The organism is Labilibacter marinus (assembly GCF_001659685.2).
GTDB classification, from domain to species: Bacteria; Bacteroidota; Bacteroidia; order Bacteroidales; family Marinilabiliaceae; genus Saccharicrinis; species Saccharicrinis marinus.
Genome location: NZ_LXYE02000018.1, coordinates 39,705 through 66,513 on the forward strand (window position 1 = coordinate 39,705; position 26,809 = coordinate 66,513).

The 26,809-nt window shown below is 36.3% G+C and carries 20 protein-coding genes; 6 read left to right on the forward strand and 14 right to left on the reverse strand.

Going from position 1 to position 26,809, the window contains the following annotated elements:
* Positions 1-38 precede the first annotated feature (38 nt).
* Positions 39-1,547, reverse strand: a complete 1,509-nt coding sequence (locus A8L32_RS07650; protein WP_066629725.1) for an MBOAT family O-acyltransferase — start codon at positions 1,545-1,547, stop codon at positions 39-41.
* Between the two features lie 62 nt (positions 1,548-1,609).
* Positions 1,610-3,064, reverse strand: a complete 1,455-nt coding sequence (locus tag A8L32_RS07655) for an SGNH/GDSL hydrolase family protein (RefSeq protein ID WP_066629727.1) — start codon at positions 3,062-3,064, stop codon at positions 1,610-1,612.
* Between the two features lie 293 nt (positions 3,065-3,357).
* Here A8L32_RS07655 and metH point away from each other — a divergent pair, with 293 nt between their 5' ends.
* From metH to A8L32_RS07680, 5 genes are all read left to right on the forward strand, one after another.
* Positions 3,358-7,167 carry a methionine synthase gene (gene metH / locus A8L32_RS07660; RefSeq protein ID WP_233145466.1) on the forward strand — a complete coding sequence of 1,270 codons (3,810 nt, stop codon included), beginning with the start codon at positions 3,358-3,360 and terminating at the stop codon, positions 7,165-7,167.
* A 67-nt stretch (positions 7,168-7,234) separates the two neighbouring features.
* Entirely contained in the window at positions 7,235-8,188 is a 954-nt protein-coding gene (gene metF, locus A8L32_RS07665) for a methylenetetrahydrofolate reductase [NAD(P)H] (protein ID WP_066629728.1), read from the forward strand.
* A gap of 182 nt (positions 8,189-8,370) precedes the next feature.
* Entirely contained in the window at positions 8,371-9,741 is a 1,371-nt protein-coding gene (locus A8L32_RS07670) for an NAD-dependent succinate-semialdehyde dehydrogenase (RefSeq protein WP_066629730.1), read from the forward strand.
* Positions 9,741-10,202 carry a regulatory protein RecX gene (locus A8L32_RS07675; protein WP_066629735.1) on the forward strand — a complete coding sequence of 154 codons (462 nt, stop codon included), beginning with the start codon at positions 9,741-9,743 and terminating at the stop codon, positions 10,200-10,202. Before A8L32_RS07670 ends, A8L32_RS07675 begins: the two co-directional genes overlap by 1 nt.
* A 16-nt stretch (positions 10,203-10,218) precedes the next feature.
* Positions 10,219-11,631 (forward strand): LPP20 family lipoprotein, encoded by a 1,413-nt coding sequence (locus tag A8L32_RS07680; protein ID WP_066629737.1) that lies wholly within the window; start codon positions 10,219-10,221, stop codon positions 11,629-11,631.
* A gap of 43 nt (positions 11,632-11,674) precedes the next feature.
* Here A8L32_RS07680 and A8L32_RS07685 read toward each other — a convergent pair whose 3' ends face one another.
* The 9 genes from A8L32_RS07685 to purH form a co-directional block, all read right to left on the reverse strand.
* A complete protein-coding gene (locus tag A8L32_RS07685) occupies positions 11,675-12,628 on the reverse strand; it encodes a lysylphosphatidylglycerol synthase transmembrane domain-containing protein (protein ID WP_066629739.1) in 954 nt (317 codons plus the stop codon).
* 69 nt (positions 12,629-12,697) lie between these two features.
* The gene (locus A8L32_RS07690; RefSeq protein ID WP_075590277.1) at positions 12,698-13,378 is read right to left on the reverse strand and encodes a phosphatase PAP2 family protein; all 681 of its coding nucleotides are present in this window, start codon (positions 13,376-13,378) and stop codon (positions 12,698-12,700) included.
* 103 nt (positions 13,379-13,481) lie between these two features.
* A complete protein-coding gene (locus A8L32_RS07695) occupies positions 13,482-14,789 on the reverse strand; it encodes a KamA family radical SAM protein (protein WP_066629743.1) in 1,308 nt (435 codons plus the stop codon).
* A gap of 288 nt (positions 14,790-15,077) precedes the next feature.
* The gene (gene rodA / locus A8L32_RS07700; RefSeq protein ID WP_066629745.1) at positions 15,078-16,496 is read right to left on the reverse strand and encodes a rod shape-determining protein RodA; all 1,419 of its coding nucleotides are present in this window, start codon (positions 16,494-16,496) and stop codon (positions 15,078-15,080) included.
* Positions 16,483-18,324 (reverse strand): penicillin-binding protein 2, encoded by a 1,842-nt coding sequence (mrdA, locus tag A8L32_RS07705; RefSeq protein WP_066629747.1) that lies wholly within the window; start codon positions 18,322-18,324, stop codon positions 16,483-16,485. Before mrdA ends, rodA begins: the two co-directional genes overlap by 14 nt.
* A 12-nt stretch (positions 18,325-18,336) precedes the next feature.
* Positions 18,337-18,855 (reverse strand): rod shape-determining protein MreD, encoded by a 519-nt coding sequence (mreD, locus tag A8L32_RS07710; RefSeq protein WP_066629750.1) that lies wholly within the window; start codon positions 18,853-18,855, stop codon positions 18,337-18,339.
* Positions 18,852-19,679 carry a rod shape-determining protein MreC gene (gene mreC / locus A8L32_RS07715; protein WP_066629753.1) on the reverse strand — a complete coding sequence of 276 codons (828 nt, stop codon included), beginning with the start codon at positions 19,677-19,679 and terminating at the stop codon, positions 18,852-18,854. The genes mreD and mreC overlap by 4 nt, the downstream gene beginning before the upstream one ends.
* A gap of 189 nt (positions 19,680-19,868) precedes the next feature.
* Positions 19,869-20,891, reverse strand: a complete 1,023-nt coding sequence (locus A8L32_RS07720) for a rod shape-determining protein (RefSeq protein ID WP_066629756.1) — start codon at positions 20,889-20,891, stop codon at positions 19,869-19,871.
* A 12-nt stretch (positions 20,892-20,903) separates the two neighbouring features.
* Positions 20,904-22,493 (reverse strand): bifunctional phosphoribosylaminoimidazolecarboxamide formyltransferase/IMP cyclohydrolase, encoded by a 1,590-nt coding sequence (purH, locus tag A8L32_RS07725; RefSeq protein ID WP_066629758.1) that lies wholly within the window; start codon positions 22,491-22,493, stop codon positions 20,904-20,906.
* Between the two features lie 238 nt (positions 22,494-22,731).
* On the opposite strand from purH, the gene A8L32_RS07730 reads away from it, so the two are divergent.
* Entirely contained in the window at positions 22,732-23,985 is a 1,254-nt protein-coding gene (locus A8L32_RS07730; protein WP_083631224.1) for an ABC transporter permease, read from the forward strand.
* A gap of 79 nt (positions 23,986-24,064) precedes the next feature.
* On the opposite strand, the gene pfkA is transcribed toward A8L32_RS07730, so the two are convergent.
* The 3 genes from pfkA to cmk form a co-directional block, all read right to left on the reverse strand.
* Positions 24,065-25,048 carry a 6-phosphofructokinase gene (pfkA, locus tag A8L32_RS07735; RefSeq protein WP_066629759.1) on the reverse strand — a complete coding sequence of 328 codons (984 nt, stop codon included), beginning with the start codon at positions 25,046-25,048 and terminating at the stop codon, positions 24,065-24,067.
* 5 nt (positions 25,049-25,053) lie between these two features.
* Positions 25,054-25,935, reverse strand: a complete 882-nt coding sequence (locus tag A8L32_RS07740) for a 4-hydroxy-3-methylbut-2-enyl diphosphate reductase (RefSeq protein ID WP_066629761.1) — start codon at positions 25,933-25,935, stop codon at positions 25,054-25,056.
* An 88-nt stretch (positions 25,936-26,023) separates the two neighbouring features.
* Positions 26,024-26,728: a (d)CMP kinase gene (gene cmk / locus A8L32_RS07745; RefSeq protein ID WP_066629763.1), complete on the reverse strand. Its 705-nt coding sequence runs from the start codon at positions 26,726-26,728 to the stop codon at positions 26,024-26,026.
* Positions 26,729-26,809: the final 81 nt, after the last annotated feature.

Below are 26,809 nucleotides of genomic sequence, written 5' to 3' on the forward strand. Positions count from 1 at the left end.
AAGAAAAAAGGTTTTAAAGAAAAGACAATGAAAATGAACTAAAACCTAAAATAAATAAATGGTTTTATATCCATTAGGCTAAATTGATAAATAATTACACCAAAAGCAATAACTAATATCATCTTTATAACAATATTAGCCTTAATTAGTTTGATTTTAATTAACCTTTCTAATTCAGAAGGAAGCCAATGCAACATAAACCCTATAAACAAGACTATTAACACATTAGAATACGAATCGAACAAAAGCTTTAAATCGTATAACGAGAATGCGGTTTTTAAACGAATAAAGAACAATTGTAAAGTTTCTAAATCTGGCGATCGGAATACAATCCAGGTAAGTACAATAAAATGAAATGTTATAAGAAACCCAATAAACTTAGGCACTCTTAATCCTGCTTTTTTAAACATTCCGAACAACACCTTTTCAATAAGTAAAGCTAATCCATGAAGCACTCCCCAAATAATAAACAACCATCCTGCTCCGTGCCATAATCCGCCAAGCAACATGGTTATCATTAAATTAACTCCTCTCCGAACTGTTCCTTTTCGACTACCCCCTAACGGGATATATAAATAATCTCTTAACCACGAGGATAATGAGATATGCCAGCGCCTCCAAAAGTCAGTTACAGATGTAGCTACGTATGGCAAATTAAAATTATTTGGTAATTTAAAACCGAGTATTAAAGCCACACCAATGGCAATGTCGGTATAACCAGAAAAGTCGCAATAAATTTGCAAAGCGTAGGCATAAGCCCCCATCAATAACTCCACACCGCTATACATCATGGGTGCATCAAATACTCTATCTACTAAATTGACCGATAGATAATCGGAGATGACCATCTTTTTAAACAAGCCGCCCATGATAAGCCATACAGCCCACCAAAATCGCTTTTCCGACAAGGCATATTTTTGATGCAATTGAGGAATAAATTCCCACGCCCTGACAATTGGCCCAGCCACTAACTGGGGAAAGAATGATACATAAAAGCCAAAATCTAATATATTCTTAACAGGCTCTATCCTACCTCGATAAACATCTACTGAATAGCTAATGGTTTGAAAGGTAAAAAATGATATTCCTACGGGTAAGATAATTCGAGCAGCATCAATTTCTGTATTAAATAAAGCATTAGTAAATACCGTAAAATAGTTAACTACTTCTATGTTTACATCTAAAGTCTGATGGATAATATCCGCAATAAAATAACTGTATTTGAAATAAGCTAGCACCCCTAAATTAACCATGAGGCTTAATATCAATAGCACCTTCCGTGTCGTTTTTTTATGGGCATGACCAATTCCTAAGCCAATACTATAATCAACCAATGTTGAAAACAACAACAAGAAAAAATAATAACCTCCTGCTTTATAATAAAAAAAGATACTCGCTAAAAACAAAAAAGCATTTCGTAACACACTCTTTTTATACAAAATAGCATTCCCTAACAAAACCACTCCATAGAAAAGCCAAAACAGATAATGTGTAAAAACAAAACCAGCATCCGGGTCATACTTTAATATAGAAATGAGCTGTTCCAAGCGAGATTATTAGCTTTAAAATGATGTAAAGATAGGTATTATACTGGTTGAACGTATAAATGTTACTTTTGAGATTTAACAATAATAGAATCCTTCTCTGCTTCCTGATAATTATTAAATTCACTCATGATGGCATCGAAAATCCATTGTGCTACTTTCTTTCCTCCGGGTTTATTAAAATGGGTATAATCAGACATGGCCAACTTAGGGTCCCCATTCACCCAAGTAATCATCGAGCCTTCACCTCCCATTACCTCAAACAAATCGAAAAATGCAAAACCAGCCTTAAAAGCTGCTTGCTTCTGAGCTTCTTTAATTTTTACGATATGATGATAAGATTCTACTTTACCTGCCGACAGCTTGGCTACATCTCCAACACCAACAACTACCACAGGAACTCCAGGCATCGTTCTTTTTAATATCTCCAGTTGGCGATAGAAGGTAATACGATAGAAATCATACTCCTCCGTAACCGTTGGCACCATATTGGTTCCGTATTGCAAAACAACCATGCCAATATTCATATATTCGGCCATCGATTGATACAATTCCTGATTAGTTTTATCCAGTCGTGGCGACGATTGTCCTCGCATCGATATATTATCCAAGGCCACACCGCTCACACTATCCAAGCTTAGTCCTAAAAACAGAGGACTCTCTTTAGATTCAAAACTTAATGAAAATTTCTTAGGAGCTTCCTCAAAAGTCCAATTCACCTCAGTTATATTTTCATCTACCGCCAAAGAGTCCGTACTAATTAAATCGCGCCCCCAATAAGCATTGATAGTTAATGGCTCCTGAATGCTTTTTAAGAATAAGCGTGTTTTGTAAAACCTAGTAGCTTTAGGCATAGCTAAACCCGACCTCTCAATAAAAACAGTAGACTCTCCTACTGAATCTATTTTAGAAACCTTGCCCATAATACCGTACTGATTATCCTGAATTAATCTAGGATAATTATAGACCACATGCTCACTCCATGCTCCTTCATTTTTTATCCATACGGACGGAAACTGTTTCTGTGGGTCGTACAAAGGAACCAACCCGGGCCCCGAACCATGAAATTTTTGCTGAAAACGCTCTCTTAAATATTTAGAAATCCTATCTCCTTCTATTTGAGAATCTCCCATATGAAGAATACGAATGATTTTATTAGAATCCTTAGCTGTAGAAACCTTCTGATAAAATCCATAAAGCATTTCTCTAAACTCTTCAGGATATTTCAATTGAGGTATACTTGATATGCTATCAACGACTAATGTATCCTGAGCTAAACTATCCACAAGGGGTAAACCCTCTATTGTTATTGAATCTATTCGAACAGAATCTATACTCGCCACCAACAACGAATCCGCTGCCTGCTGCTCTCTTTTTAAAATCTGCTCCAAAGAAATCCATCGGAATGTTAATCCTGTATCGCCCAGTTTCCATCCTACAGCAGGAATAAAATAACTAAGCGTACCTAACGCAAAGAAAATAATCAGAAAATATAAAAATATTTTGGGAGGTTTAATCATATAAGCATTTCCGCATAAAACATATTGTAAAAGTAAAGATTTGAAGTTATCACACCAAACAACTTCTCCATAAGTATTCTCATATAACCTGAGTAGCCTAATCAAACCATGTGAGTAGCTTAATCAGATGATCTGAGTAGACTAGTCAAGCCACATGAGCAAGCCACTCAGCTTTAGCTATAAAAAAACTATTGCCTTACCTTATATTTTAAACATTTTTAGCTGTGCTTAACCCCTAAGAAACCAGTATTTTTTGCTATTTTTGCACCTCATTTTTCACCAGTATGTGACGAATGTCATATTTTAATAAAGACAGAGCGAACATTAACACCACTGATAAGTTAATGTTGGAAGTAAATATGCATATGGATAGAACACAAAAATTATACAAAGCGATTCAAGAGCGCATCCTTATTTTAGATGGCGCTATGGGAAGTTTAATTCAAACTTATAAGTTAGAGGAAGAAGATTATAGAGGAGAACGCTTTAAGGACTACCATATGTCTATTAAAGGAAATAACGACCTACTTTCGGTAACGCAACCACATATCATCAAAGAAATTCATGCTAAATATTTAGAAGCAGGTTCCGATATTATTGAAACCAATACTTTTAATGCTACCACTATTTCTCAGGCAGATTACGATATGGAAGCTGCTGTGTGGGATATCAACTACGAATCGGCAAAACTTGCTCGTGAAATTGCAGATGAGTACACTCTAAAGACTCCTGAAAAACCAAGATTTGTTTGTGGTTCTATTGGTCCATTAAATAAAGCCTTGTCTTTATCTCCTGATGTAAATAACCCAGGCTTTAGAGCTGCTACTTTCGATGAGGTGAAAGATGCTTATAAGCAACAAGTAGAAGCTTTGATTAAAGGAGGTTCTGACCTATTGATGATTGAAACGGTATTCGATACCTTAAATGCCAAAGCGGCTCTATTGGCTATTGATGAAGTTTTTGTGGCTTTAGGCACAAAATTACCTATCATGATTTCGGGTACTATTACCGATGCCAGTGGTAGAACATTATCCGGTCAAACTCTTCAAGCTTTTATCGACTCTGTTTCTCACATGGATATTTTAAGTATTGGCTTAAACTGTTCATTAGGCGCCGAAGAATTAGAACCTTACGTGACTGAGTTAGCACAGAAAGCTCCATTTTATGTGAGTACACACCCCAATGCAGGTTTACCAAACCAGTTTGGAGAATACGACCAATCGCCCGATGAAATGGCCGAGCTAATTAGTAAATGGCTGGAAGATGGTAAAGTTAATATACTAGGGGGATGTTGTGGAACAACACCAGAACATATTGCAGCCTTAGCAAAAGTTTCTGAAAAATATGATGTGCATCAAAAAGTTGATGCTCCTAAAATAACTAACTTAAGTGGATTAGAATCATTACAACTGCGCGAAGACACCAACTTTGTAAATATTGGAGAACGCTGTAACGTAGCAGGTTCAAGAAAATTCTTGCGCCTTATCAAAGAAAAGAAATATGAAGAGGCAGTTGACATTGCACGTCATCAGGTAGAAAACGGTGCTCAAATTGTTGATGTTAATATGGATGATGCCATGTTAGAGGCCAAAGAGGAAATGGTTACCTTCCTTAACATGCTCATGTCCGACCCCGACGTTTCTCGCGTACCAGTGATGGTGGATTCTTCTAAATTTGAAGTAATAGAGGCAGGATTAAAATGTCTTCAAGGAAAATCTGTTGTTAATAGTATCAGCCTTAAAGAAGGAGAAGAGCAGTTTATTGAACAAGCTCAAACCATTAAAAAATATGGTGCAGCCGTTGTGGTAATGGCCTTTGATGAAAAAGGACAAGCCGACAATTTAGAACGCAGAAAAGAAATATGTGGAAGAGCCTACAAACTCTTAACCGAGGTCGTTAACTTTCCACCACAAGACATCATCTTCGACCCTAACGTGTTAGCCATAGCCACAGGTATCGAAGAGCATAATAACTATGCTGTAGATTTCATAGAATCATGTAAATGGATTAAAGCAAATTTACCGCACGTACACATTAGTGGTGGCATTAGCAACCTATCATTTTCGTTCAGAGGAAATAATGTAGTACGCGAAGCCATTCATTCAGTATTTTTATATCATGCCATTCAAGAAGGTTTAGATATGGGAATTGTAAACCCTGCTATGCTTCAGGTTTATGATGACATTCCAAAAGAATTACTGGAGTATGTGAATGATATCGTGTTTAATAAACGACCAGACGCTACCGATAGATTGGTGGATTATGCCGAAACGATAAAGAATGTAAAGCAAGAAGAGGGCGAAGTTAAACTAGCCGCTTGGCGCGAAGGCACACTAGAAGAAAGGTTAACACATTGCTTAGTTAAAGGAATCAGCGACTATTTAGATGTTGATGTACAAGAAGCTTTAGATAAATATCCAACAGCACTTGAAATTATTGAGCAACCATTAATGGATGGTATGAATGTGGTTGGAGACCTCTTTGGAAGTGGAAAAATGTTTTTACCGCAAGTGGTGAAAACTGCTCGTGTTATGAAAAAAGCTGTGGCCATTCTTCAGCCAATTATCGAAGAAGAAAAAGCAACTACAGGAGCCTCTTCAAGCAATGGAAAAATTTTAATGGCAACCGTTAAAGGCGATGTTCATGATATTGGGAAAAATATTGTGGGTGTTATTTTAGGTTGCAATAACTACGAGGTTATCGATCTTGGCGTAATGGTTCCTACAGAGAAAATACTAAAAGAGGCTATTGCTCAAGAAGTAGATATAATTGGTCTGAGTGGCTTAATTACGCCTTCGTTAGAAGAAATGGTGAACGTAGCCAAGGAAATGAAAAATCAAAACTTTCAAATTCCACTATTGGTTGGAGGAGCAACAACCTCAAAAGTTCATACTGCAGTTAAAATTGAACCTGCATACGACCAACCTATTGTTCATGTAAAGGATGCATCTAAAAGTGCACAAGTTGTAAGCGCTTTGCTTTCTAAAAATGGGAAAGAAAAGTTTACCCAAGATATTAAAAAAGAATACGCTGACTTGCGTGAGCGAAACGCCAATAAAAAACAAACCGTCATTGCTCCTATCGATAAAGCCAGAGCTAAAAACTTTAAAATCAACTGGAGTCAGGATGAAGTGCATACACCGAACATGCTCGGGGTAAAAGTATTTGATGATTATGCTATTTCCGAAATTCGTAAGTTCATCGACTGGACATTCTTTTATCAGGCCTGGAACTTAACAGGAAACTACGATGGCATCGAAGGAGTACAAACTGCAGAACAAGAAAGCGAATGGCTGAATAAATTTAAATCTGAGAGTGCACAAGCAAAAGCAAAAGAAGCCTTAAAGCTTTGGAGAGATTCTCAAACCATGCTCGATAAAATTGAGGGGGACAAAATGGTAACTGCCAAAGCTATTTTCGGACTATTCCCTGCCAATGCAGAAGGTGACGATATTATTGTTTATACAGACGAAACGCGTAAGGAAGAAAAGTTACGCTTTCATCAGATACGCGAACAACAAGATAAACCTGGAAAAGAAGCTTTTCATTCCTTGGCTGACTTTATCGCTCCTGCATCTACTGGTGTTAAAGATTACATTGGAGGATTTGCAGTTACTGCAGGTTTAGGCATCGAAAAGTGGGAGAAAATGTACGAGGATGACCATGATGATTTCAGTGCTATTCTTTTAAAATCATTAGCAGACAGATTAGCGGAAGCTTTTGCTGAATTATTACACTTCAGGGTTCGTAAAGAATTTTGGGGTTATACACCCGATGAAGAATTTAATACCGAGAACTTTATTCGGGAACGCTATAGAGGAATTCGTCCTGCACTAGGTTACCCTGCATGTCCTGACCACAGCGAAAAGCGCTTATTGTTTGACCTGATGGATGTAGAAAAAAACGTAGGCATTACTTTAACAGAACATTTTAGTATGTTCCCAAATGCTTCTGTCAGCGGCGTATACTTTGGCCATCCAAAATCGATGTATTTTGGTATTGGAAAAGTAGGCAAAGACCAAGTGAAAGATTTAGCAGAACGTAAAGGAATTTCGATAGAAGAAATGGAAAAATGGATTCCAATTAATCTTAGCTATAAATAGCAAAAGAGTAAATTGGCATTCATTACGATTAAAGATTCAATTAGATAAAATATAGAACCAAAATATTATGACAGCTGCAGAGTTAGTTTTAAAAGATAAAGAAACCAAGTTTTCGTTTGAGCTACTACCACCGCTTAAAGGAAACAACATTGATAAAGTATTTAAAACCATTGATTCACTGAAGGAGTTCAACCCGCAGTTTATCAATATCACTTCGCATCGCGAGGAATATAAATTTGAAACCAACGACAAAGGTTTTGTTGAGAAAAAGGTTGTTCGTAAACGTCCTGGAACCGTTGCTGTTGCAGCATCAATCCAAAACAAATACGGCATCAAGGTAATTCCTCATATTATTTCCAGAGGTTTTACTAAAGCCGAAACAGAATATGCTTTAATAGACCTAAACTTTTTAGGTATTCATGATGTTTTGGTGCTTAGAGGTGACGACACGCACAAAGATAAATATCCAGCTAGAGACGAATCGTGCAATAACTATGCTATCGAATTAGCGGAGCAGGTAAACAACTTAAACAAAGGTGTTTATTTAGACGGAACAAGTCTTGATCCGTTTGACACTCCGTTTGCATATGGTGTAGCTGGTTATCCTGAAAAACATGAAGAAGCCCCTAATCTGGATTCTGATTTATCATTTTTAAAAGCAAAAGTAGACGCTGGTGCAGAATACGTTATGACTCAAATGTTTTTCGACAATCAAAAATACTATGATTTCGTAAAGAAATGTAGAGCTAACGGAATTAACGTACCTATTATACCAGGCATTAAACCTATTACCACAGCCAACCAGCTAACAGTTCTTCCTAAAATTTTTAGTTGCGAAATTCCTGAGGATTTTGCCAAGGAATTGCGTAAGTGCAAGGACAACGACCAGGTAAAACAAGTTGGAGTGGAATGGTGTACTCAACAAGCTTTAGACCTAAAAAAGAATGGCGTACCAATTATTCACTTTTACACTATGATGGCAACAGCCAGCACTCGAAAAGTAGCCGAAGCTGTTTATTAATAGGCTTCATAAAACAACATCACATAGTCCGATTCATGATTTGAGTCGGACTTTTTTACGTCTAATTTTCAAAACTTACGAGCATCTTCATACAAAGGGCTTTTAACTTCCCAAATTTCACATTAACTTTAATCAGAATTAGGCAATAGTTTTCATCTTTACGGCAATTAATAAGAATAGCTATGTTATTAAAATCCATCAACCCAGCAAATGGAGAGCTTATACGAGAGTACCCCGAGTCGCAATGGGAAGAAATTGACAATGTTATTCGCGATGTAAATCTGGCGTATAAGTCTTGGAAAAAAACAGCTCTACATAAACGCATAGATTATGTACGCCAGCTAGCCAGATTACTTGAGCTTAAAAAAGAAGCATTAACATTCCTCATCACTATAGAAATGGGAAAGCCCATTTTAGAAGCACGTGCGGAAATTGACAAATGTATCTGGTTGTGTAATTACTACTGCGACAACATAGATGAGTTTCTAAAACCCAAAACAATTGACACCGAAGCTTCTGAGTCGTACACCTCTATCCAACCCATTGGTGTTATTTTGGCCATTATGCCATGGAACTTTCCTTTTTGGCAAGTATTTCGATGTGCCATACCTACTATTTTGGCAGGCAATACAATGGTGTTGAAGCATGCCTCAAATGTTCCAGGCTGCTCCATTGCTTTAGAAGATTTATTTAACGAAGCTGACTTTCCTGCAGACATATTTCGCGCTGTATTAAGCTCAAATCGTAGGGTTGAAAGGATGATAGCAAATAAAAAAATTGCAGCTATTACACTTACCGGAAGTACAAAAGCAGGTCAGGCTGTAGCTCAAACCGCCGGAAAATACATAAAAAAATGCGTTCTGGAACTTGGAGGAAGTGATCCTTACTTAGTTTTAGATGATGCTAATATTAACGAGGCAGTGGCTGCTTGCATTAAAGGCAGATTACTAAACACTGGGCAAAGCTGTATTGGAGCTAAACGCTTTATTATTAGTGAAGGTATTTACGATGAATTTGAAGCAAAGTTTGTTGCTGAAATGAGATCAGCTACCATGGGCGACCCTTTTAATGAGTTTAATCAACTAGGACCGTTAGCGCGCCATAATATTAGAGAAGACCTACTTAGCCAAGTCAATAAATCAGCCTCGCAAGGAGCTAAAATTTTATGCGGTGGCGATATTGATTACGATATAGATGGTTTTTATTTTCCTGCCACTGTTTTATCAGAAGTTAAAAGCGGAATGCCCGCATACAACCAGGAGCTTTTTGGGCCTGTAGCCTCCCTAATAAAAGTCAAAAACGAACAAGAAGCAATACAAATAGCCAACGACACAAGTTTTGGTTTAGGAGCGGCCGTTTTTACTTCGGATATAGAAAAAGGTAAATACATTGCCGAACACGAACTAGAAGCTGGCTGTTGTTTTGTAAACGATTTCGTAAAATCAGACCCTCGTCTGCCTTTTGGAGGAATAAAAGAAAGTGGGTACGGACGAGAATTATCAGTGTACGGAATCCACGAATTTGTAAATATTAAATCGGTATATATCAAGTAATGACATTTGAAGAAGCATTAGTAAAAACCTCAAATATTTGCGCCAGACAAGAAAAGTGCATTTTCGATATCGAGAAAAAACTAAGAGATTGGAATGTTGAACCTCGTATTAGTCATCAAGTGATTGACCAGCTCATTAAAGAAAAATTTATTGATGAAGAGAGGTACATAAAATTTTATGTAAAGGATAAATTTATTTTTAATCGTTGGGGTAAAATTAAAATAAAATGGCAACTTAAGGCCAAGCAAATATATGGTCAGCCAGTAGAGGATGCGTTAAGTCAAATTAACCAAGATGAATATGCAGATGCTTTGGCGCAATTATTGATAAACAAAAGAAGGAGTTTAAAAGGTGATGATAAATACAAGATTAAGGCTTCATTAATTCGATACGCCTCGTCAAGAGGTTTTGAGCCCGATTTAATTTATCGCCTCCTCGATTCTGAAAAAATTGAAATATAATTTAAAACAATAACCTATGAATACCTATACACTAAAAAAGCTCAATAGCTCATTGCTATTTTTTTTGCTGATATTGCCTGCTTTGATTTCGTTCTCTTCCGCAGAAGCTAAAAGAAAACCTGATTGGGTAAAGCAACGACCTGCAGATCCTGCATTTTATATAGGCAGATCTATGTCCTTAAAACAAGGAGGCGAAGTTACCTACCGTACCGAAGCCAGAAACAAAGCGCTAAAACAATTAAGCTCAGAGATTAAGGTAAATATTTCGGCCAACTCCATTTTACGTCAGTTTGAAGATAACTATGAAGTAAAAGAGGAGTTTGAAGCCAGCACCTACGAATCTGTAGAAGCAACACTAGAAGGCTATGAAGTATTAACTTGGGAAGATAAAAAAGAATATTGGGTGATGGTACGCTTAAGTAAAGAGAAGTATGCCATGCGTAAAAAGATGAAACTTGATTACGCTAAAAAAATGTGCGCCACCTATTATTACGATGGTAAAAAAGCGGTTGAAAACGGAAGTATATACGAAGGATTATTATTGTATGTGCAAGCCATAAAAACCATTAAACCACATGTAGGTGAAGATTTAACATATATGGATATCAATGGTAATTTAAATTTAGGTAGCGATATTTTCAGCGCCATACAAGCGGCATTCAGAAAGGTAAAACTGGAGGCCGATCAACCTAACTATACCATTCAGTTTAGCAAAGAGCTTAAGGTTCCATTAACTTTACATGCTACATATACCGATGCACTTGGAGATAGCAGAGCACTAGCCAACATTCCTTTACATTATTACTTTACTAAAGGAGATGGTGAATTATCAAACATTGCCAGTACAGATAGAGATGGTAAAGCCACATGTGATATCACTCGATTAATATCTAAACGTAAAAGTCAGCAAATTAAAGCTGAGTTTAACCTGAATGTATTTTTAGAAAAGGAAACTGAAGAGGATAAAGTATTGCTAAAAGCTTTCTTTCATAAAGAATATCTTCCTCATACCAGCTTTAATGTTGAAGTACAAAAATCAACTGCTCACGTTATTATTAACGAGGTGATATTTGGTGACAAAGCGCAAAATGCTGCATTTGGTAATATCGTTCGCTCAGAACTTGCTCAAAGCTATTTTAACATTACGCAAGATGAAGAAAATGCCGAATTTACAGTTAAAATAGATTCGGAATTTATTTCAGGGGATGAGCGTAAAGGGCAAGGATATTCAGTATTTATTGTATTTACTGATTTTAATATATCTGTTATTGATAATAAAACCCAAATGGAAATATTCTCAGATGGCTTTAATGGATTAAGAGGAATGCAACCAGGTAGTTTTGAATACGCGTTGAAAGACGCTCGCAAAAAAGCAAAGCAAAAGTTAATCGACGAAATCTTTCCTAAGATGGAAAAAGTAAATTTATAACGATATCAAATGGCTATTGGAATTTTTCTGATAGCCATTTTTCTTATTCTACCTCAGGTACTCCTTTAAAAATAGCTTTTGGATTGTATGCGTAGTAACCTCCAAATATAGATACAAACAACGATATCAAGTAAAACAGAAGACTCAAAGCTACTGCATGGTCTGGATTTAATCCCAAATATTGCGAGCCAAACATAAAGGTCATTTCCCTTAAACCAAGTCCTCCCAACGATATTGGAATAGCCGACATAATACTCGACAATAAGAATAAAAACAAATAATCGTCTTGTCGCCCTGCTAACTCAGTGCCCATTGAAGTTAGAATGATAATGGCTGATATCATTTGCAAGCCTTGAATAAGTATAGAGTACGAAAACACCTTCCAGGTAGCCCCTACCAAATGACGACTAAATATGCGCAGGTACATATAATATCCAGCCGCAACCAAAGGAATCAAGAAAATAAAGTAATTCAGGTAAGGATTAATCCATACTAAAATATCATGCACCAACTTATATCCACCCTGAGGCATGGTTACCTCATCAAAATTATAATCGATAAAATATACCAATCCACATAAATACACTAAAATAACCGCTAATCCACTCAGCCTATCGGCAAATACAGTCCCTATCAGTCGCTTAACCGGTGCATTTTTATATTTATTAATTAAAAACACTTTATACCCGTCTCCGCCAACTCCTCCTGGCAAAAATAAATTATAAAACATCCCCAACCAATACAATTTAATATTGGTAATGGAGCTTATTTTTACCGGCACATATTTATAAAAAGTATTTAGTCGGAAAGCAGAAACCACCTGTGATATTGCATAAACCAACACAGAGAGCATCAAATAATAGATATTAATACCTTTAATAGCACCAATGGTTTGCTTAAAATCTATTTTTGAAAATACATAATACAAGGCCAATGCCGATAATACAATTTTAACCACCAACTTAATGGCTTTTGAATGCTTCTTTAAAAATGACAAACTGTAGATTCTTTATATCGTAAATAATGGGAGATAAAATTAATGCTTATTTGCAATAATACTAAGACATTAACTAGCCTTTAACCTTTTAGCTTTTATTGTTGAAATAAGATTACCATTAAATTTTGGATTTGTGTCCCAACCCAGATGATGACCTAACCAATAATGAAGCCCCAAAGTGTAAGCAGTACCAATCAAAGCTCCAGCATATATGTCCATAAAAAAGTGTTGACATAAATATACTCGAGAAATACCCACTAAAAACGCGATGCCAAAGGCGATAAAACCTGCTCTTTTACTCTTTAATACTATGGTTACAGCAAAAGCTCCAGCAAAAGCCGTCATCGTATGACCTGATGGAAAAGAGCCAGAACCGTGATACTTAAATCCTTCGATAATATGATGAAGACTATCCACACCTAAAAATTTGGTTGGACGCGGCATTCCTTGAAAAATAACCTGCTTTAACAAGTAAGTAAAGATACCTGCACTCAATAAAGACGCAGCAAATAAAATGGAGTAATAGTAACGGATGAATAAGAAAATACCTGCTAAGATACCCAGAACTCCACCAAGACCAAGGTGTGTAAACAGCCTAAAGAACTCATCTAACGGTTTAGTAGCTACACTATTTAAAGCTAATAGTAATTCACCTTTACTATAAATGGCCAATAAAGCAGCACCAACTACAGCAAAAACAAACGTACATATAATAAAAACTCTTGATGATGAAGGAATATACTTTTTCATTTCCACTTAGTTATTTGCCATTTTAGCTCTTTTATTACGCACAAAGATAAAATATTAAGTGAAAATGAAAATCTTATGAAACGAATACCATATTAAGCTATGGTTATTTCAATAACATCTCGGCCAATTCCTCTTCGTAAAAGAAGTTATCACCGCCAAAGGCAGGTTTAAGGTCATCTACCCATTGTGCTTTACAGTCGTATTTTGCAAAAAACGGACGAGCTGCCCAATCGCTATTTCTACCCTGAATAAATTCGAGCGCAATAATTTTTTCACCTCTAATTTCAGTTACCCCAACAACTCTAATTTTACCTGGAGTACATGACATACTTGGCCCTCTAACAGTACGTGCAACACCACTTACTTGAGTATATGCTTTTTGAAATATTTGCCAAGCTCTTACCACCGGTATTCCAAAATAATCCTGAGCACCAGTATCACGAGCAATAAACATATAATAAGGAATCATGCCTAACTCCACTTGCTTACGCCACATTTCTGCCCAAATAGAACTATGTGCATTAATGTGATTTAAAACAGGAGATTGCGTTCTGATGATAGCTCCAGTATTTCTAATTTTTTGAACAGCCTGCTTAACCGCTTCCGTACTAAGCTCTTGCGGATGATTAAAGTGAGCCATAAAAGAAACTGACTTACCTGCTTCCGTTATTTTTTTGAAGATAGCCAACATATCATCAGCATCTGGCTCTGTTAAAAAACGGTACGGCCAAAAACTCAATGACTTAGAGCCAATACGTATGGTCTTTAAGTGTTCTATATTCGCATCTAATATTTTTGAAATATAAACATCAAAAGATTTAGCTTTCATTACCATTGGGTCACCACCCGTTATTAGTAAATCCGTAATCTCAGTATGCTCTCTAATGTAATCTACAATTAAATCGGCCTCTTTCATGGAGAACTTAATATCTCCATCCATATTAGTAAACTGAGGCCATCTAAAACAAAATGTACAATAAGCATGACATGTTTGCCCTTGAGAAGGGAAAAACAACATGGTTTCTCTATACTTATGCTGAACACCATTTAATCGCTCTCCATTGAGTTCAGGTACATTATACTCCAACTGACCAGCTGGGTGAGGATTTAGTTTCTCTCTGATGATATTAGCCTCTTCACGAATAGTTGCTTTATCTGCATTAGACAATAATAATTCAGCCATTCTATTAAAGTCATCCTCAGGAAGCATACTTTTTTGAGGAAAATTTAAGATAAACATAGGGTCTTCCCTAAAATTATCCCAATCTATTAATTCATCAACTACATAGTTGTTTGTTTTAAATGGAAGAACACTTCCAACAACCTCAATATTTAATAAATCCTCTTCCGATAATCTTTCAATTTGCGGAATACTTTTAAAATTATGCAACGCGTAAGTCTGATACCTCATTCCAAACAGTCTATTAATATTTCTAATCAATCAACACAACCTCATCACCTGTAAAAAAACAAGACAATCTGTCCATTCAATTTCAATTAGAAAGCAATTCTAATATTTTATTAAAAAACAGTAGGTGTCCCCACACCCAAACAGACAGATTCCTATAAAATTACAAAAATATTGCCATAGTGACAAACGTTTAACTTTGATTCAAAACACACTTAACACACAGATTAAGAATGCATTACAATACATTCAGCTAAAACGGACACAAAAATAAGTAAAATATGTAAGAAATTACCTGATAAGTTCACTTCTATTTGTATCTAACTTTAAGAATATAAACAACAAGGTAGTAAATCCCCATAGCGAAGATCCTCCATAACTAAAGAATGGCAAAGGAATCCCAATCACTGGAGCCAAACCTATCGTCATTCCAATATTAATAGTAAAATGATAGAAAAAAATAGAAGCTACGCAATATCCATAAATCCTACTAAAAGAAGAATGCTGCTTTTCTGCTAAAAAAATGAGCCTAATCATCAGAAAAACAAACAGAATTACCACAGTTAGCGTTCCTAGATACCCCCACTCTTCACCGACTGTGCAGAAGATAAAATCGGTACTTTGTTCTGGGACAAAATCAAATTTAGTCTGCGTTCCTTGCAAATAACCTTTACCACTAAAACCGCCAGAACCAATGGCTATTTTAGACTGATTTACATTATAACCTGCACCCAAAGGATCATCCTTAAATCCCAGTAATACATAAACTCTGTTTCGCTGATACTCAGAAAGTACATCGTTAACAAAATAACTTGATGAGAAAGTGAAGACTACCGCTCCCCACATAAAAATAGCAATAGGAACAACGGCCTTTATCTTTTTAGAAAAACCTTTTATTAAAACAACAATGGAGAAGGCCAATATGCCCACTAGCATAAACAACTCCCATCTTAAATTTAATCCTACTATATAAAACAAGCCAAGTACTATGGCAAATGCACCAACACCATACATCAATGCAATACCCGTAATCTTTTTATCAGTTTTTACAAAAAGCGCAACTAAGGCTCCTACAATAATTAAAGCCAACACTGAATAAGGCGGATAAACCAAAGTGAGCACAGAAACAATAGCTCCCATTAAGCCAAACACCAAGATACTACCTGGTAATCCTTCTCGATAGAATGGAAGAATAAAAACAAAAAACACTAGAGCAGAACCTGTATCGTTTTGTAAAAAAATGCAGAGTACTGGTAATGCCCAAATAGCAATAATACTGGCTAAATTTTTAAACTTCTTAAATGTAAAATCATGACGACTCATCATACGCGCCAACGTAAGTGCTGTAGCAATCTTGGCTAATTCAGCTGGCTGAAACCGAATAGGCCCTAGCTCGAACCAAGACTTGGCACCATTAATTTCTTTTCCGAGAAAAATAACACTAAACAAGAGAAATACTGCCACTCCATAAAGTATATTTGAAAAGGCTACATAGAACTTACTATCGGTCATGAATATTACCCAAATAAGAACCATAGACGCCGAAATCCATATTAACTGCTTGGCATATTCCATACCCATATCAAAAAACACTGGATTTTCAGGGTTATAGTTGGCTGCATATATATTAATCCATCCAAACAATACAAGTATTGCATAAATAACAATTGTAACCCAATCTACCTTTTTGTTATAATTATTCTGAACCATGAACCAAGTCTCCTTCTAACATTCGCTTTTCAATCCATTTGCGTGATGAATGCACTTCTTTATTCAAATATTTTTCAACCATTAAACTTGCTATTGGCGCAGCCCAAGTAGAACCATATCCTCCATTTTCAACATACACTGCAATAGCAATTTGAGGATTTTCCTTAGGTGCAAAAGCCATAAATACCGAATGATCTTCTCCATGCGGGTTTTGAGCCGTTCCTGTTTTCCCACAAATGGTTAAATCTGGAATCCTTGCAAGACCAGCCGTACCCATATCACCCCAAACAGCCATTTCCATCCCATCTTTAATAGGTTCAAAATTTTCCTTATCAATTCCTGTTGCTCTTTTCGCCTTATATTTCGAAGGAATGGTATCACTTTCAATTTCTTTAATAATATGTGGTGTATAGTAATAACCCTCGTTACCAATAGCTGCACACATATTTGCCATTTGAATTGGCGTAGTTCCTAATTCACCCTGACCAATTGCCAGAGATACAACGGTTAAAGAAGACCAGCTTTTATTATACCACTTGTCGTAATAATCACTATTAGGAATAAACCCACGGTCTTCATTACTAAAATCAACACCTAACTTATATCCCAGACCAAAATTCACCAAATAGTTTTTCCACAACTCAAAACCATCCTGAACTGTGGATGTTTTAGGCTGATCTATAACACTCCTAAATATTTGACTGAAATAAGCATTACAAGAATTAGCAATAGCCTTTCTTAAATCCCACGGGCTATAATGTGCATGACAACCTTGATGAAAACGACCTACCCAGTAACCTCCATTACATTCATACTTGGTTTCTGGCGTCAACACTCCCTCTTGAAGACCAATAGCTCCCATTAATGGTTTAAAAGTAGAACCTGGAGGATATCGTCCCATAATCGCTCTATTAAAAAGAGGTTTTAAAGTATCTGCATTTAACGCAGCAAAATTTCCCGCACGTTTCTTACCTACCAAAAGAGAAGGGTCGAAATGTGGGGCAGAAACTAAACTAAGGATTTCTCCAGTACTTGGTTCTAAAGCAACTATAGCCCCAATTTTATTTTGCATTAACTGCTCACCATACTGCTGCAAATCAACATCGATGGTTAATTTAATATCCTTACCTGCCTTTGCTGGAATATCAGATTGTCCATCTCTAAAAGCCCCCTTTTCTCTACCATGTACATCAACTAAAACATACTTATACCCCTTCTCCCCTCGCAGAAAGTTCTCATAAGTAGATTCTATTCCATTTTTTCCATGATAATCACCACTGATATAATAATCATCTTTTTTTATATCCGAAGCTCCAACTTCACTAATATAACCAAGAATGTGGGCTGCATTAGGATATTCATATTTTCTCAATGTCCTCCGCTGAACAAAAAAACCATCATACTTATATAACTTTTCTTGCAGATAGCCATATTGCTTGGCAGATAACTGTCTATAAAATACAGAGGGCTTAATACGTGATATTTTCCTGTTTCGAAGTCTACTTCGCATACCTGCAAAGAGCTGTCTTAAATCTTCAATGGATATTTCAAGAGCGTTACAAAAATCAAGTGAATCCATAGACTTTAATTCACGAGGTACTACCATCAAGTCATAATCAGCCTGATTGGAAACAATTAGTTTTCCATTCCTATCATACACCAACCCTCTGGCAGGAAAATTAATGATTTCTTTTTGCGTATTATTTGCTGCTGAGAATTTATACGAAGGATCGTACACCTGAAGTATAAAAAGCTTAATAGCAAAAGTAATACCTATAAAAATAAATATTAGAGCAATCACTATGGTTCGTCTACTTATATTTTCCACGCTCTACACAATTTAAATTCTTCGCTTTTTACGATATGTAAATAGCATGGTAACGCCCATCATAATTAAAGTAAATATCGTACTTCCCAAGGTCTTAACAAGAATTCGCATAAAATTCTCTACTGAAAAAGATTCTATCACAAAATAAAACATGTGATGAATCAACACTAAAACGACAGCATATTTTAAAAACCATCCAAAACCATAATACGATGGCAAGGGCAACGTTCCTGGTTCATAACCGTCACGTGGTGCAAATCGCTCAAGTATAAAAGGTCGGATATACGCTAAAATTAGAGTAGCCGCCATATGCATCCCTGGCGTGTTGGAGAATAAATCAACACTTAATCCAAGAATTGCTGCTAGCGTCAGCAATAACCAACCTGGCGTTTCAAAAGGTAAAGTAAGAATAAATACTACATATAAATAGGGATTCAGATAACCCGAAAACTCCATCTTATTCAGGATAAGTACCTGAAGTAGTACAAAAAAGAAAAAATTGAATATATATCTAGGTATTAAACTAATCATTGCTTGCTTTCCTCCTCCAGTTGTAATTGCTGTTCTTGAAAAATATTTTCTACTACTTCTACGTAACTTAATTGTGAAAAGTCAGGACTCAATTTTACCTTAATCTTATAAAAGCTCTCACCTTCAGGGTGATTAATTTCATCCACCATACCAATTAAAATTCCTTCAGGGAAAGTTGAAGAGTATCCACTTGTGATTACCTGATCGCCTAGGTTTACAAAGGCATGTTCTGGAATTTCATCCAAAATAACATATTGAGTAGATCTTGCATCCCAGCTTACTGAGCCGAAAAAATCTGACCCTTTAAGTTTTGCAGAAATCTTTAAACGCGGATTCAACATTGACAATGCGGTACTAAAATTATCAGTACACTTAATCACAATACCCACCACACCGCGATTACATAAAACACCCATATCTGGCTTTATACCATCTTTAGATCCTTTGTTTAATGTGATGTAGTTAAAATGTTTTCGAACCGAGTTATTAACCACCTTGGCAGCCCTATATTTATATTGATGAACAGAAGCACTATCGCCTACCAAAGAAAAATAATCTTTCGACTGTTTAAAAGATGTAGGCATTTGACTTCTTAAATAGGCATTTTCATTGGATAGTTCTCTATTCACCTCTTTTAAGGCAAAATATAACTCTACATTATTAACACTCTCAAACAATCCTCCAGCCATACGCGAAGAAGAACTCAGGTAAATAGCCCGCTGGTTTTGATTATATGATACGATAAGTATAAATGCTACAAATTCAAATAATATAAAAAGAAATGTAAAATGATGTTTAAGTATAAACCTTAAAAAATTTCTCATTAAGCTGTTGTGTTTTCAGAATTTTAAGGAAAAAGTCTCAATTGTTGATCAACCAAACGTAAAGTTAATTTTTTCAATGGAAAGAATAATTTTTTACTGTCCTAAAATCGTAAGATTTTAATAAAAAAAAGAAAACCCGAATTTGAAGCTTTGTCCAAATTCGGGTTATATATCTTAAAACACCTATTCTTATCTTTTCAGGAAAGAGAATTTATGTCTGTTTTTCAATGCAATTCCTGTTCCTCTAGCTACGGCATGCAATGGATTTTCTGCAATATGGAAAGGAATATTAATCTTATCAGTTAATCTTTTATCCAAACCTCTTAATAAGGCTCCACCACCAGCTAAATAAATACCATTATTTACAATATCGGCATATAACTCAGGAGGTGTCTGCTCCAAAGCACTTAAAATAGCCGTCTCAATTTTAGAGATTGACTTTTCTAAACAATGAGAAATCTCTTGGTATGAAACAGGTACTTCAATAGGTAAAGCTGTCATTTGGTTAGGCCCCTGAACGATATAATCAACTGGAGGCTCTTCCAACTCAGGCAAAGCAGAACCTACCTGAATTTTAATTTCCTCAGCCGTACGCTCACCAACTTTGATATTGTGTTGACGACGCATATACTCCATGATATCAGCCGTTAAATCATCACCCGCAATACGGATAGATTTATTGGTTACAATACCACCCAACGAAATCACAGCAATTTCAGTTGTACCACCACCTATATCAACTACCATACTACCCTTAGGCGCTTCTACATCTAAACCAATACCCAACGCTGCTGCCATCGGTTCGTATATCATATATACCTCACGTCCTCCAGCATGTTCAGCCGAGTCACGTACCGCCCTAATCTCAACCTCAGTACTTCCCGAAGGAATACAAATTACCATGGTTAACGAAGGAGTAAACAACCTTGAATTGGTGTTTATCATTTTAATCATCCCTCTAATCATCTGCTCAGCAGCGTTAAAGTCGGCTATTACACCATCTCTTAGTGGTCTGATTGTATAGATATTGTCATGTGTTTTACCATGCATCTGACGTGCCTTTTCACCGATAGCCATCAGCTTATCAGTTCTGCGGTCAAGCGCCACAATAGAAGGCTCGTCCACTACAATTTTATCATTATGAATGATAATTGTATTGGCCGTTCCAAGGTCAATGGCAATATCTTGAGATAAGAATGAAAAGAATCCCATAGGGTCTGGATTTTAGTGTTTAAAATGACGTTTTCCTGTAAATAGCATAGCTATTCCAAATTCGTTACAAGCCTCAATAACCTCTTCATCACGTATACTTCCTCCTGGCTCAACAATGTATTTTACATTGTATTCGTTGGCCGCTTCAATACTGTCGCGGAATGGGAAGAATGCATCAGAGATAACTACTGAGTTTTTAATATCAACACCTTCTTTCAAATCGAAACGAGGCATTGTTAAATGACGTAAACTATCTAAACGGTTTGGTTGTCCCATACCTGCTCCTGTTAACCAGAAAGAACCATCTTCGTCCTCGGTAACAATAGCGATAGCATTACTTTTTAAATGCTTACAAGCCGTAATACCAAACTTAGCTAATTCCATTTTAGTGGCCTCAAACTCTAGTTTAGTTACGTTTTTAAAATCAGTATCTACACCTTCATCTTCATCTTGAACTAAGATACCACCACTTACTGAGCGAATTAACTTCTCCCCAGTAATTTCATTTTTGATAGGTGTTTCTAATAAACGAAGATTCTTTTTCTTAGCGAAAACCTCTAAGGCCTCAGGCGTAAATTCTGGAGCAATAATGATTTCAACAAATCGTTTTGCAAACCAATTAGCAATTTCGCCAGTTACAGTACCCGTAAAACAGATAATACCACCAAATGCACTAATAGGGTCACCTGCCCAAGCTAACTCCAAAGATTTAGTAATATCGTTAGTAACAGCTAAACCACATGGATTTAGATGTTTTACCACCGCTACCGCTTGCTTACCTTCGATATGTGTTACTGAATGATATGCGTCACTAGCTGCTTTCCAAGAAGCATCAGCATCAAGCATATTGTTATAAGACAAAGCTTTTCCTTGCAATACTTTTGCATTGGCTAAAGAAGCGCCCTCTTTAATATTGTTGTATTTATAAACAGTTGCTTTTTGGTGTGGATTTTCGCCATAACGTAAAACTTCACCATCGTTTAAGCTAATACGCTCCATATCATCCTTATCTTTATTAAAGAAGTTGGAGATAGCAGAATCGTAATGAGAAGAAACGCCAAAAGCGGCAGCAGCAAACTTAAATCGATCTTCTAAAGAAGACTCACCATTTTGTTCTTTTAAGATGCTTAATAAGTCTGCGTATTGATCTTTTGAAGGAACAATAATAACATCTTTATAATTTTTAGCAGCTCCACGAATTAATGAAATACCACCGATGTCAATTTTTTCGATAATATCTTGCAAAGGAGCACCTGAAGCTACAGTCGCTTCAAACGGATATAAATCAACAATAATCAGGTCTATTTCAGGAATTTCATATTCCTCTAACTGCTTTAAATCATCCTCATTATCTCTACGAGCTAAGATTCCTCCAAAAACTTTAGGGTGAAGTGTTTTTACTCTTCCGCCTAAAATAGATGGATAACTTGTCAAGTCCTCCACGCGTTCGCACGGTACATCTAAGCCTTCAATAAAAGCTTGAGTTCCCCCGGTTGAATAAATGGTTACGCCTTGTTGGTGTAACGTGGTAATAATTTCATCCAATCCATCCTTATGGAACACGGAAATAAGAGCTGATTTAATTTTTCTTGAGCTACTCATCTTTTATTTATTATTGCAATTTTGAAAATTTCAAGGTTGTAAGGGCGAATTTTTCCAGCGATAAATTAGTCATTTTTTCTCTTTATGCGGTTTGTAAGCCAAATAAATATGAAAAAACACGCCACTTCGGGCAAAATTAAGAAAATAAGCACATTTAACAAGGTAGTAATTAATTTTCTTGATAGTTTTATAGTGGATAAAAAAAGGGTACTCCCACTAAACATTTGAGTGAACCAAAATGATTATTGTATATAAATTTTTACGAGAGAGTTTATTGTTTGCTGTAAACGCATTAAAATCGAATAAACTCAGAACTATTTTAACGCTCAGTGGAGTAACTATTGGTATTTTTTCTATCATATCTGTATTTACTTTAATCGATTATTTAGAAAGCCGAATTAAGGACAGCATACAAACCTTGGGCGAAAGTGCGGTATATGTACAAAAGTGGCCTTGGGGAGTTCCCGAAGGAGAAACCGAATACCCTTGGTGGCGATATTTAAACCGACCGCTACCTTCTATAGATGAGCAAAAAGCTATTGAGCGAAAATCACAACTAAATGAAGCTTCAACTTTTTTTATCAATACACAAAGAAAAGTCATCTTTGAAGACAACTCCTATGATGAGGTTCTTATCCGTGGTGTTTCTGAAAACTTTGATAAAAATTGGAATTTTGAAATTAGAGAAGGCCGATATTTCTCCCCCTTTGAATTTAGTAATGGGGCAAATGTAATTCTTCTGGGGGCCGATATTGCGGATAAACTCTTCGGAGATTCAGACCCCATTGGAAAAAGAGTAAAAGTAGCGGGCAGAAAACTTACCGTTATTGGCGTGGTTCTTCGTCAAGGAGAAGATATGTTTGGCAGCACATTAGACACCAACGGTATAATGCCCATCAACTTTGCCAAAGGGATATTCAATATTAGAAACGAAAGCGTACAACCCACCATTATAACCAAAGCCAAAGAAGGTATTGCCGTTGAGGATTTAATGAATGAACTAGAAGGCATACTAAGGGCAGAAAGAAAGATCAAACCTAAACAAGGCAACACCTTTGCACTAAACAGAGTCAGCATTATTCAAAAGCAGTTTGATGGACTGTTTGCCATTCTAGACATTACAGGCTGGCTTATTGGCGGTTTCTCCATATTAGTAGGCGGTTTTGGCATTGCCAACATTATGTTTGTATCGGTAAAGGAGCGCACTAAAATTATTGGCATACAGAAGGCCTTAGGTGCCAAACGGAGATTTATACTATGGCAATTTCTTTTCGAGAGTATCTTTCTAAGTTTACTGGGAGGAGCTACAGGTCTACTACTTATATTTATAATAATTACAGTAGCTAACTCAGTTATGGACTTAGCTATACCGCTAACCTTCTGGAATATTTTCAGAGGTTTATCGATTTCTATTTTCCTGGGTGTGATATCTGGATATATCCCATCAAATGGAGCAAGTAAAATGGATCCGGTTGTAGCGATAAATAATTAATCTCAAAAAGAGAAGTGTGAAAAAACAAAAGCCGCTCATTACTGAACGGCTTTGCTATTATCTTAAACTAACTCCTTTATTATATAGAAAGAACTTCGGTAAGTTCTACTAATGCAGGATTAAGCTTTTTCTTATTTTTTAATGCTTGATTAAAAGGAACGTGCGTAATTTCCTTATTCACTAAACCAATCATAATACTCTTTTGATCGTCGATTAATGCTTCAATAGCAGAAACTCCCATACGACTTGCTGTTACTCTATCAAAAGCTGATGGAGAACCTCCACGCTGAATATGACCTAAAATAGTCACTCGCGTATCATAGTCAGGATATTCCTTTTGCACTTTCTCAGCTACCTGAATAGCACCTCCACTAATTTTCTCTCCTTCAGCCACTAAAACAATACTACTATTCTTATCCTTATTAAATCCTTTTTCAAGGAAAGTATATAATTGCTTAAAGTCTGTATCAATTTCCGGTACTAAAATAGCCTCAGCTCCAGATGCAATTCCGCTTCGCAATGCCAAGAAACCAGCATCACGTCCCATTACTTCAATAAAGAACAAGCGACTATGCGCACTGGCTGTATCTCTAATTTTATCCACCGCCTCAACAACTGTATTTAAAGCCGTATCATAACCAATGGTATAATCTGTTCCAAATAAATCATTATCTATTGTTCCCGGAACACCTACAATAGGAATATTATATTCTTGCGCAAAAATACGAGCTCCTGTAAATGTTCCATCGCCACCAATTACCACCAAGCAATCAATGCCTCTTTTTTTCAGATTTTCGTAAGCTTTTTTACGCCCCTCCTTAGTTCTAAAACCTTCGCTTCGCGCCGATTTTAATATGGTACCACCTTGATGAATAATGTTACTTACCGAACGCGAAGTGTAGTCTTCCATTCTATCCAGTATCATACCATGATACCCTTGAGAAATACCGACTACTTTTAACTTGTTATAAATAGCTGCCCTAACAACTGCACGCAATGCGGCATTCATTCCTGGAGCATCACCCCCCGAAGTAAGTACTCCAACTTTTTTTAGTTGTCCCATAATGTTTATTTGTCTTTTGTTATTATTTCAATTTGTTCGGCTACCTTTTCCATTAACCAAGGCGGTGTGGAAGTAGCCCCACTAATGCCAACAGACTTAATAGGTTTGTCAAACCATTCTTTTTTAAGCTCGTTTACATTACTTACAAAATACGCTTGCTTGTTAGATTCCAGACACTTATTAAAAAGTATTTTAGCATTACTACTCTTCTTTCCTCCAACAAACACCACTACATCATGCTTTTGGGCAAAAAGCACAATCTTTGGTAATCGTCCTGCTACCTGTCGACAAATGGTATCAAACGATTTAAACACACAATTGGCATTGATATTTTCTTTAAGATAGGTGGCAATTCGCTTAAATTCATCAATACTCTTGGTGGTTTGCGCATATAAATGCGTGTTTTTGTTTACATCAATTGTCGAAACATCTTCCATCGATTCAACAATGACAGCTTCATTATTAGTTTGTCCAATCAAGCCAATTACCTCAGCATGTCCAACTTTACCATAAATCACTACCTGTCCGTTTTGCTGCTTTAATTCCTCCCACGACTTTTTAATGCGTGATTGCAATTTTAATACAACAGGACAAGTGGCATCAATCAACTGATGTCCGTTTTCTTTAGCCTTTTGATAGGTGATAGGTGGTTCACCATGGGCACGTATAAGAATTTTTTTTTCTTTTAATGTTGATAAATCATCGTTTGAAATAGGTTGCAAACCCATCTCTTTTAATCTATCCACTTCCATATTGTTATGAACAATATCTCCTAACGAATGGAATTGTGTTCCATCCTTCAGCTCATCCTCCGCTGCCTCCACTGCTTTAACAACACCAAAGCAAAATCCCGAAGCAGGGTCTATTTCTATATGTAACGATGACATATTATTCAATTATAATCTATATTTCTGAAGCATACAAACACTTCTTAAAGGTATAATTGCAGTATAAATTGAGTTTAATAAAACAATACTATTTTATTAAGCCTTTGTTCTTCAACTCTCCAACAATAAACTCCAACTGCTCCTCTTTTCCTATATTTCCATTATCCAACACCACGGCATCATCTGCTTTCTTCAATGGACTTTCATCACGTGTTTCGTCAATATGGTCACGCTTTTTTACATTCTCCAGCACCTCTTCAAAAGATATATCTTCATTTTTATCCTGATACTCTTTAAATCGTCTTCCGGCTCTAATTTCTGGCGATGCTGTCATAAACAACTTCAAATCAGCATCAGGAAAAACAACCGTACCAATATCACGACCATCCATTACAATGCTATCTGTTTCTCCCATCTTCTGCTGCAACTCCACCATTTTTTCTCTCACAAATCCAAGAGCACTGATCATACTCACGTGATTACTCACTTCCAAGCCTCTAATCTTTTTCTCCACCGAAACTCCATTCAAATAAGTCTCGTTTGTTTTTGCTTGGGCATCAAATTTAAAAGTGATAGAAATATGATTTAAAGCTTCCTTTAGCTTATCAACATTGATAGCTCCTCCTTTTATAATTTCATTTTCTAAGGCAAATAGCGTGACGCATCGGTACATAGCCCCCGAATCAATGAAAATAATATTTAAAAGTTTTGCTAAATCTTTGGCTACTGTGCTCTTTCCACAGGAAGAATAACCATCAATAGCTATCACTAGCTTGGAGGTATTATCAATCATGGTAAAATATTTGAGCCAGCAAAAATACGATGATTGTTTGAGAATCTATCTTCTGTCGTAAGGAATTTCGAAAAAATTGAT

Coding starts and splice junctions, on each gene's coding strand:
- purH (WP_066629758.1), bottom strand. CDS start 22,493: ATGAGTAGCTCAAGAAAAATTAAATCAGCTCTTATTTCCGTGTTCCAT.
- A8L32_RS07740 (WP_066629761.1), bottom strand. CDS start 25,935: ATGTCATCGTTACATATAGAAATAGACCCTGCTTCGGGATTTTGCTTT.
- metH (WP_233145466.1), top strand. CDS start 3,358: ATGTCATATTTTAATAAAGACAGAGCGAACATTAACACCACTGATAAG.
- rodA (WP_066629745.1), bottom strand. CDS start 16,496: ATGGTTCAGAATAATTATAACAAAAAGGTAGATTGGGTTACAATTGTT.
- A8L32_RS07695 (WP_066629743.1), bottom strand. CDS start 14,789: ATGAGGTATCAGACTTACGCGTTGCATAATTTTAAAAGTATTCCGCAA.
- A8L32_RS07670 (WP_066629730.1), top strand. CDS start 8,371: ATGTTATTAAAATCCATCAACCCAGCAAATGGAGAGCTTATACGAGAG.
- A8L32_RS07730 (WP_083631224.1), top strand. CDS start 22,732: ATGATTATTGTATATAAATTTTTACGAGAGAGTTTATTGTTTGCTGTA.
- A8L32_RS07680 (WP_066629737.1), top strand. CDS start 10,219: ATGAATACCTATACACTAAAAAAGCTCAATAGCTCATTGCTATTTTTT.
- pfkA (WP_066629759.1), bottom strand. CDS start 25,048: ATGGGACAACTAAAAAAAGTTGGAGTACTTACTTCGGGGGGTGATGCT.
- cmk (WP_066629763.1), bottom strand. CDS start 26,728: ATGATTGATAATACCTCCAAGCTAGTGATAGCTATTGATGGTTATTCT.
- A8L32_RS07690 (WP_075590277.1), bottom strand. CDS start 13,378: ATGAAAAAGTATATTCCTTCATCATCAAGAGTTTTTATTATATGTACG.
- A8L32_RS07675 (WP_066629735.1), top strand. CDS start 9,741: ATGACATTTGAAGAAGCATTAGTAAAAACCTCAAATATTTGCGCCAGA.
- A8L32_RS07720 (WP_066629756.1), bottom strand. CDS start 20,891: ATGGGATTCTTTTCATTCTTATCTCAAGATATTGCCATTGACCTTGGA.
- A8L32_RS07655 (WP_066629727.1), bottom strand. CDS start 3,064: ATGATTAAACCTCCCAAAATATTTTTATATTTTCTGATTATTTTCTTT.
- metF (WP_066629728.1), top strand. CDS start 7,235: ATGACAGCTGCAGAGTTAGTTTTAAAAGATAAAGAAACCAAGTTTTCG.
- mreC (WP_066629753.1), bottom strand. CDS start 19,679: ATGAGAAATTTTTTAAGGTTTATACTTAAACATCATTTTACATTTCTT.
- mreD (WP_066629750.1), bottom strand. CDS start 18,855: ATGATTAGTTTAATACCTAGATATATATTCAATTTTTTCTTTTTTGTA.